6 protein-coding genes and 2 pseudogenes are annotated in these 8,020 nt (G+C 71.4%); 1 reads left to right on the top strand and 7 read right to left on the bottom strand.

What is annotated here, in order from left to right; genetic code table 11:
* Window positions 1-74: 74 nt before the first annotated feature.
* The gene (gene ftsX / locus AC13HU_RS26100; RefSeq protein ID WP_483044394.1) at window positions 75-995 is read right to left on the bottom strand and encodes a permease-like cell division protein FtsX; all 921 of its coding nucleotides are present in this window, start codon (window positions 993-995) and stop codon (window positions 75-77) included.
* Between the two features lie 49 nt (window positions 996-1,044).
* Window positions 1,045-1,734, bottom strand: coding sequence for a cell division ATP-binding protein FtsE (ftsE, locus tag AC13HU_RS26095; protein ID WP_483044393.1), 690 nt, complete (start codon window positions 1,732-1,734; stop codon window positions 1,045-1,047).
* 388 nt (window positions 1,735-2,122) lie between these two features.
* Between ftsE and AC13HU_RS26090 the strand changes: the two genes are divergently transcribed.
* The gene (locus AC13HU_RS26090) at window positions 2,123-2,314 is read left to right on the top strand and encodes a hypothetical protein (protein ID WP_483044392.1); all 192 of its coding nucleotides are present in this window, start codon (window positions 2,123-2,125) and stop codon (window positions 2,312-2,314) included.
* A gap of 99 nt (window positions 2,315-2,413) precedes the next feature.
* Here AC13HU_RS26090 and AC13HU_RS26085 read toward each other — a convergent pair whose 3' ends face one another.
* The 5 genes and pseudogenes from AC13HU_RS26085 to AC13HU_RS26065 all read right to left on the bottom strand — a co-directional run.
* Window positions 2,414-3,394: a hypothetical protein gene (locus AC13HU_RS26085; protein WP_483044391.1), complete on the bottom strand. Its 981-nt coding sequence runs from the start codon at window positions 3,392-3,394 to the stop codon at window positions 2,414-2,416.
* Window positions 3,395-3,647: 253 nt separating this feature from the next.
* A complete protein-coding gene (prfB, locus tag AC13HU_RS26080) occupies window positions 3,648-4,766 on the bottom strand; it encodes a peptide chain release factor 2 (RefSeq protein WP_483044390.1) in 1,119 nt (372 codons plus the stop codon).
* A gap of 225 nt (window positions 4,767-4,991) precedes the next feature.
* Window positions 4,992-5,786, bottom strand: coding sequence for a DUF8189 domain-containing protein (locus AC13HU_RS26075; protein ID WP_483044395.1), 795 nt, complete (start codon window positions 5,784-5,786; stop codon window positions 4,992-4,994).
* 282 nt (window positions 5,787-6,068) lie between these two features.
* Window positions 6,069-7,385 (bottom strand): annotated as a pseudogene (locus tag AC13HU_RS26070) (serine/threonine-protein kinase); the annotation flags it as partial.
* A 341-nt stretch (window positions 7,386-7,726) separates the two neighbouring features.
* Window positions 7,727-8,020: pseudogene (locus tag AC13HU_RS26065) on the bottom strand (serine/threonine protein kinase); the annotation flags it as partial.

Genomic DNA, 8,020 nt, shown 5'->3' with positions numbered 1-8,020 from the left:
GACCCGGTCCCGGGGCGCCGCCGCCCCATCAACTTTCGGGCGTCAACCGCCCGTTGCCTCAGCCGCGCAGGTTCTCAGACCTTCAGATAGCGGCGCAGTGCGATGAACGCCGCGAATGCCGGCATCACCACGCCGATCAGCAGCACCAGCGGGAGCACCTGGATCACCGGCCCCCAGCCGAGGAAGGACACCAAGGGGATCTTGTCCTGGAGTCTGAGGCCCGCGTCGATCAGGAAGTACCGTCCGCCGAGCAGCATCACGCACGCGAGTCCCGCGCCGACCAGTCCCGCGAAGGCGGCCTCCATGATGAACGGCATCTGGATGTAGAAGCTCGACGCACCCACCAGCCGCATGATCCCGGTCTCCCGGCGCCGGGAGAAGGCGGACACCCGCACGGTGTTGATGATCAGCAGCATGGCCACGGTGAGCATGAACGCCAGCACCACGTACGCGACCCGGGTCATGCCGTTGAGCAGGTCGAAGAGGTTCTGCAGCACCTTGCGCTGGTCCTCCACGGACTGCACGCCCTTGCGCCCGTTGAAGGCGCTCGCCACCACCTCGAACTTCGTCGGGTCCTTCAGCTTGACCTGGTAGCTCTGTTGCATCTGGTCCGGCGTGATGGAGTCGGCGATCTGCTTGTTGGACTTGAACTGCTCCTTGTAGTGCTTGTACGCGCCTTCGGCCGACTCGTAGTAGATCTTCTTGACGACCGGCAGCTTCTTCAGGTCGGCGAGGATCTGGGCCTTCTGGTCGTCGGTCACCGGGCCCGCGGCGCAGTTGGGCGTGGTGGACGCGTCGTTCTTGTTGCAGAGGTAGACGCTCACCTCGACCTTGTCGTACCAGTAGCCCTTCATCGCGTCGACCTGCTTGTTCACGAGCAGGGCACCGCCGGTGAGGGCGAGCGAGAGCGCCACGGAGATGACGACGGCAAGAGTCATCGTGAGGTTCCGGCGGAGACCGACGCCGATCTCCGACAGAACGAACTGGACACGCATGGGGGTCGGGGTTCCTTCCGGAGGGTTGGTGCGAGCAGGCCGGCCACAGTCAGTGCTGGTAGCCGTACACACCGCGCGACTGGTCGCGGACCAGTCGCCCCTTCTCGAGTTCGATGACGCGCTTGCGCATCTGGTCGACGATGTTCTGGTCGTGGGTGGCCATCACCACGGTGGTGCCGGTCCGGTTGATCCGGTCCAGCAGGCGCATGATGCCCACCGACGTCTGCGGGTCGAGGTTTCCGGTCGGCTCGTCCGCGATCAGCAGCATCGGGCGGTTGACGAAGGCGCGGGCGATCGCCACGCGCTGCTGCTCGCCGCCGGACAGCTCGCCGGGCATCCGGTCGTCCTTGCCGGCCAGACCGACCAGGTCGAGCACTTCGGGCACGGTCTTGCGGATGGTGCCGCGCGGCCTGCCGATCACTTCGAGCGCGAACGCCACGTTCTCGGCCACGGTCTTGTTCGGCAGCAGCCGGAAGTCCTGGAACACGGTGCCGAGTTGGCGCCGCATCTGCGGGACCTTCCAGTTCGACAGCCGGTTGAGGTCCTTGCCCAGGACGTGCACCATGCCGGTGTCCGTGCGCTCTTCACGGAGGATGAGTCGCAGGAAGGTCGACTTCCCTGAGCCCGACGAGCCCACCAGGAAGACGAACTCCCCTTTCTCGATCTCCAGCGAGACATCCCGCAGTGCGGGGCGGTTCTGCTTGGGGTAGGTCTTGGTGACGCTGTCGAAACGGATCACGTTGGCACCAGGGGTTGCGGGATCGGGGTTTGGGGTAGGGCCGGATAGGGGATGTGGGGGCGACACTACGCGACCCGGCAAGGCGCGCGCAGTCGCGATGAGCGGTTGGTGGCCCGGACCACAGGGCACACTCGGACAAACCCGTCACGAGCCCCTTCCGCACCGTGATCCCGCCGCCGCGCGGCACCCCTCCGGGCCCGTGATTCCGGCCCGTACCGACGTCCTCGGGGCGCCCTTCCGGGCGGAACCTGGCACAGTAGAGAGTGTGCACGTTGTCGGGACACCGCGGCACAAATGGAAGCCACGGGGCGGGCACGGAGTAGACGCGTAGAGCCCAGGGAACGATTTCTCGACCGGGGGCGTTCACCGGACGGAAAAGGAGAGCGCGATGACGTTCGACCGACTGGTGTGTGCCAACTGCGCCGGCCCCGTGAGCGAGGGCCGCTGTTCGGTCTGCCGCGCCAACCGCGCGCGCATGGAGCAGCAGGGCGGCTGGTCGACGATATCCCCCGCCACCTTGATAGCACTCCTGGTGGCGCTTCTGGCAGTGGTCATCGTCGTGGAGCACGCCACCGCGTGACACGCGCCCGCACGGCGGGCACACGGATTCGGACAGGCAACACAGGCGGGCCCGGGGCGTTGATGCGCTCCGGGCCCGCTGTTCGTGCTGGTGCGACCGTCAGGCCGCGGCGCCGTTGCCGCCGCCGCGGTTGATCAGGCGCGGGGTCAGCCGGAAGCCGACACCGCCCGCGATCAGGGTCGCGGCACCGATGATCATGAAGGTGGTGCCGCTGGAACCGGTCTCGGCGAGCTGCGAGGTGGTCTTGCCCTGCTGAACCTGCTGGTTGTCGGTGCTGGCGTTGTTGCCGCAGTCGACACTGTCGCCGCTCAGGGTGCAGGTGTTGTTGTTGCCGCCCGAGGTGGACGAACCGCCGCCGGAATTACCGGAAGAGGAGCCACCGGAGTTCGAGCTGCCGCTGCTGGAGCCGGCGGAGGAGCCGGACGACGAACCGGACGAGTTGCCCGACGTCGAGCCCGCGGAACTACCCGAGGACGAACCCGAGTCGGTGCCGGACGAAGAGCCCGAGTCCGTGCCCGCCGAAGAACCCGAGTCGGTACCGGACGAAGAGCCCGAGTCCGTGCCCGCCGAAGAACCCGAGTCCGTACCCGAGGACGAACCGGAGTCGGTACCCGCCGAAGAACCCGAGTCCGTGCCGGACGAAGAGCCCGAGTCCGTGCCGGACGACGAACCGGAGTCCGTACCCGCCGAAGAACCCGAGTCCGTACCCGAGGACGAACCGGAGTCGGTACCGGACGACGAGCCCGAGTCCGTACCCGCCGAAGAACCCGAGTCGGCACCGGACGAAGAGCCCGAGTCCGTACCCGAGGTGGTGCCCGACGTGGCGCCGGAGTCGGTGCCCGACGTGGCGCCGGAGTCCGTGCCCGCGGTCGCGCCCGAGTCCGCACCTCCGATGATGCCGATGCCGCCGATGGTCACGCCGAGCGTGCCCTCGTGCGCGCTGGCCTGCTGGGTGGACGGGGTGCTGCTCGGCTGGGAGGCCGCCTGCGCCGCGCCCACGGCCGTCAGAGAGGCGCCGGCCGCGATCACGGCCGCCGCGGCTATGCGAGTGACGCGCAGCCGTGTGTTGCGCTTGGTCATGTCTCAAGTACCCCCATCAGATGTCTGCTTAGGGATGCGCAGCCATGCGGGATGCGGTGCCACTGGGGCCCGGATGCGCCCGCCCCCAAACGCTCACACCTCATAAACATGCGCATGCCGCACAACACCCTTGCGACTTTGCCCAGCACCGTCAAGGTCGTTACGCACACCTTGGGCGAATTGCCCACATCTGCCCGTCGGTTCCGTACAGCACTGTGACACGAGCGACGCAACTGCCTTGGCCCGCAAGCAGTTACGCGTCGGTCTTCTCGCGGGACTTGCGCCAGCGGATGCCCGCCTCGATGAACCCGTCGATGTCGCCGTCGAGGACACCCTGCGGGTTGCCGACCTCGTGCTCGGTGCGCAGGTCCTTCACCATCTGGTACGGGTGCAGGACGTACGAACGCATCTGGTTGCCCCAGGAGTTGCCGCCGTCGCTCTTGCCGAGCGAGTCCATCAGGGCCTGCTCCTCCTGGCGGCGCCGTTCGAGCAGCTTGGCCTGGAGGACGTTCATCGCGCTCGCCTTGTTCTGGATCTGCGAGCGCTCGTTCTGGCAGGAGACCACGATGCCGGTCGGCAGGTGGGTGATGCGGACCGCGGAGTCCGTGGTGTTGACGCCCTGACCGCCGGGGCCGGACGCGCGGTAGACGTCCACGCGCAGTTCGGACTCGTCGATCTCGACGTGGTCGGACTGCTCGACGACGGGCAGCACCTCGACGCCGGCGAAGGAGGTCTGCCGGCGGCCCTGGTTGTCGAACGGCGAGATCCGGACCATGCGGTGGGTGCCCTGCTCGACGGAGAGGGTGCCGTAGGCGTAGGGGACCTTGATGGTGAAGGTGGTCGACTTGATGCCGGCCTCTTCCGCGTACGACGTCTCATAGACCTCGGTGGGGTAGCCGTGCCGCTCGGCCCAGCGCAGATACATCCGCTGGAGCTGCTCGGCGAAGTCGGCCGCGTCGACGCCGCCGGCCTCGGCGCGGATGTTGACCAGCGCCTCGCGGGCGTCGTACTCGCCGGACAGGAGGGTGCGGACCTCCATCTCGTCCAGCGCCTTGCGGACCTGCTCCATCTCGGCCTCGGCCTCGGTGCGGGTGTCGGCGTCGTCCTCGGCCTCGGCGAGTTCGAAGAGCACCCCGAGGTCGTCGATCCGGCCGCGCAACGTCTCGACCTTGCGCAGCTCGGCCTGGAGGTGCGAGAGCCGGCTGGTCACCTTCTGCGCGTTGTCCGGGTCGTCCCAGAGGGAGGGCGCCGCGGCCTGCTCTTCGAGCGCGGCGATGTCGCCCCGCATCCGGTCGAGGTCGAGCACGGCCTCGATCGACCCCATGGTGGAAGAGAGGGACTTCAGTTCTTCGGAAACGTCGACGATCGCCACAGGGTCCAGCCTACCGGCTGGTCGGGTGATGGGCGGTTTTCGGTCGCGGGGCGGTCCCGGGGCGGCTCGCTCGGGCGAGTACGGCGCCGGACGCGGGGGCGGGTACCGCACCGATCGCGGGGGCGAGTGCGGCGCCGGCCGTGGCACGCGTCACACGAGGCGCACCCGCCACACCCGCCGTATCCGTCACGCCGGACGGACCCGTCGTACGGCTCGCCGCGGCGGTCACGCGGCGGCCGTCGCGCGGGACAGCCGGCCCTTGGCGGTCAGCACGTAGATCTCCAGCGTGCGGGAGGAGGCGCTCGCGCCGATCGGTCCGGCCGCGCCCTGGGGCCGCGGCAGCTCGCCGGCCGGCGCGGCGCGGTCCGTGCCCGGGTCGTCGGCCGCGTCGACCACGAGGCCGGCGGAGAACACGTAGAGGTGAGTGCCGGTGGCCAGCGCCTCGACGCGGGCGCCCCCGTCGATGGTGGTCAGGGCCACGGCGGGCCGCCAGGCGCCGGCGGAGAACGGCAGCCGCAGCACCGCGTTGTCGGCCTTGCGCACGACGAAGGCATCCAGGGTGCCGCGGCCGGCGGAGACCAGCGCGGGCGCGTCCTTGATCCGGCCCGGCGTGGGCACGACCGCCCAGGCGTTCCAGCGGCCGTCGACCAGGGAGGCGGTGACGAGGTCGCCGCCGACCCGCCCGACCAGGTCGATCCGGCCGGGCGCGGAGGAGGCAGCCGCGGGCGCCGCGTCGAAGTGGGTGCGCTCGTCGACCTGGAGCCAGGGCTGCCAGTAGTTGCCGGTCAGGGTCCGGCGGTAGAGCAGGCCGTCGGTGCCGAGGGCGAACAGGTCGATCGACCCGGGTCCGGCGGACACCACGGCCGGGTCGGCGTCGACGCTTATGCCGGCGAGTCTGTGCCAGGGGCCGTAGCCCGAGCCGTCCCGGACCACGTACCAGATGTTCTTGTCGGCGCCGCGGGCGAAGACGTACGTGTCGCCACCGACGACGAGCGCGCGGGGGCCGCCGGTGAGCGGCACCCCGGCGGCGGGCGCGTCGCGGAAGTCGGACCACTTCGGCAGGTCGACCGGGGCGCCGGTGCGGCCCTGCGGGGAGTCGGCGCCGCCGGTGGGAGCGGCCGGGGTGCCGTGGCCGGCGTTGGTGCCGTGGGCCGCGTCGGAGCCGGCGTCCGTACCTGTGCCGGTCGGGGGCGCCTTGTCGTCGCGGGAGGTGCCGCCGGGGCCCGGGTGGCCGCCGTGGTCGGGGGACCCGGCCGAGGCGATGCCCCAGCCGCCGAGCCCGGCGACGGCGAGCGCGGCCGCCGCGGCCGCCGCGAGCTTGATCCGGCGCTGGCGTACGACATCGGAGACCGAGCGGTGCCGGGGGCTGGCCGGACGGTCGGGGGCGGAGGCACGGCCCCTTCCGCCGCCGCCTGTGCCTCCTGCGGTGCCCGCGCCGCCGGCCGGGCCGGTCGCGGCGCCCGTTCCGTCCACATGGCCGGCACGGCCCGCCCGCCCGGTGCGTGCGGCCTCGGCCGCGAAGCCCGCCAACTCCTCGGCGGTGGGCAGCTTGATGCTGGTGTGGGTGTCGCGGCTGGAGTCCGGGGCGGCCCCGCGCACCAGCGGCACCGCGCCGCGCCTGCGGTCCCGCGCCGGGCGCCCGCCGGGGTCGGCGCCGGGCCGCGCGAGGCCCTGCTCCGGGTCGGCCTCGAAGCCGGCGGCGCCCATCGGCTCGTCCGCGTCGTCGTACACCCCGCCGCCGGCACGCTCCGGCTCGCCCTCGGCGCCGGGATCGGCCACGTCCAGCGCCGGCAGCCCGGCCAGGTCCGGCAGCAACTCCCGCAGCCGCTCGCCCAGTTCGCTCGCTTTCAGGCGGGACGCGGGCGCCTTGGCCAGGCACTGCGCGAGGATCTGCCACAGCTCCTGGGGCAGCCCGGGCAGCGGCTGCACGGTCTCGGTGACGTGCCGGCGCAGTACGGCGCCGGGGTGGCCGCCGCCGAACGGCGTGAAGCCGGCCAGCAGTTCGTAGAGCACCGTGGCCAGGGCGTAGATGTCGACCGAGGCGCGCGGCGGCAGGCCCTCGATGATCTCGGGGGCGAGGTAGTCGGGGGTGCCGATGATCCGTGTCGCGCGGGTGCGGCGCGGGGTGTCCACGAGGCGGGCGATGCCGAAGTCGGTGAGCAGCGCGGGCGGGGCGCCGCCGGGGCCGGGGACTGCGGCCGAGTCGAGCAGCACGTTCTCGGGCTTGACGTCGCGGTGCACCACACCGCCCGCGTGCGCGGCGGCCAGGCCGTCGGCGACGTCGGAGGCGATCGCGACGGCCGCCTCGGGCAGCAGGCGGCGCTCGCGCTCCAGCCGGGAGCGCAGATCGGTGCCGCGCACCAGCTCCATCACCAGGGCGAGGTCGGTGCCGTCGACGACGAGGTCGCGGATGCCGACGATGTGCGGGTCGTCCAGCGACAGCAGGGCGGTGCGCTCCTGCACGAAACGGCCCACCAGGTCCTGGTCGGAGGCGAGGTCCTCGCGCAACAGCTTGATGGCGACCGGGCCTTCGGGTCCCTCGCCGAGCCACACGGTGCCCGCGGAACCGCGCCCCAGCACCTGGTGGGCGGTGTACCGGCTGCCGATCTTCCTGGCCAAGGCTGCTCCGACTCCTCCGACGGTCCGCCGCGTTGCCGTGGGTCGCGGGCGTCGGGTGGGACCGGGACGCCGGGTGGCACCGCGTGATGGCTCGTGTTGGCGACAAAGCTACGCGGCTCGAAGGCTGTTCGGGACGCCACCGGCCGGTGAGGAGGCGTTCTGCCGGAGAAATCACCCTCTGGAAGTCGACAAATCCCCAACCCAGGCCGCGAATCGGCCCGATGGGGGCCCGCCGCGGGTGCTCCGGGGCACCCGCGGGACGGGCAGACGGGGACCGGCGGGACAGCCGGACGGGTCGGGCGAGACAGGCGGGCAGCGACGGGCAGTACGGCCTGGAACGGTCAGCCGCCGCCGGAGTCGCCGGTGATCGCGGAGATCTTGTCCCACGCGCTGTTGACCCAACTCGACGTCGCGTCCCACAAGTTGCGGGTGCTGTTCACCCAGTCGGGCAGCGGGGTCGTGTACCAGACCACGACGAAGATGACGACGAGCACGAGGATCACCATCAGGCAGCCCTTCAGGCAGCCCAGGCCCGGGATCTTCATCGGGTTCGCGGTGCGCCGCGGCTCGCGCGGCTCACGGCCCCGCGCGGGCGCCGCGGGGGCGGGCGGGCGCTGCGGCTCGTACCGCTGGGG

The organism is Streptomyces sp. NH27 (assembly GCF_056859195.1).
Note: the sequence above shows the minus strand (reverse complement) of the source record. Positions and strands in the feature narration are given on the sequence as shown.

What these genes read in the sequence shown, in the direction of transcription:
- ftsX (WP_483044394.1), bottom strand. Translation starts at nt 995, where the DNA reads ATGCGTGTCCAGTTCGTTCTGTCGGAGATCGGCGTCGGTCTCCGCCGG.
- AC13HU_RS26090 (WP_483044392.1), top strand. Translation starts at nt 2,123, where the DNA reads ATGACGTTCGACCGACTGGTGTGTGCCAACTGCGCCGGCCCCGTGAGC.
- AC13HU_RS26085 (WP_483044391.1), bottom strand. Translation starts at nt 3,394, where the DNA reads ATGACCAAGCGCAACACACGGCTGCGCGTCACTCGCATAGCCGCGGCG.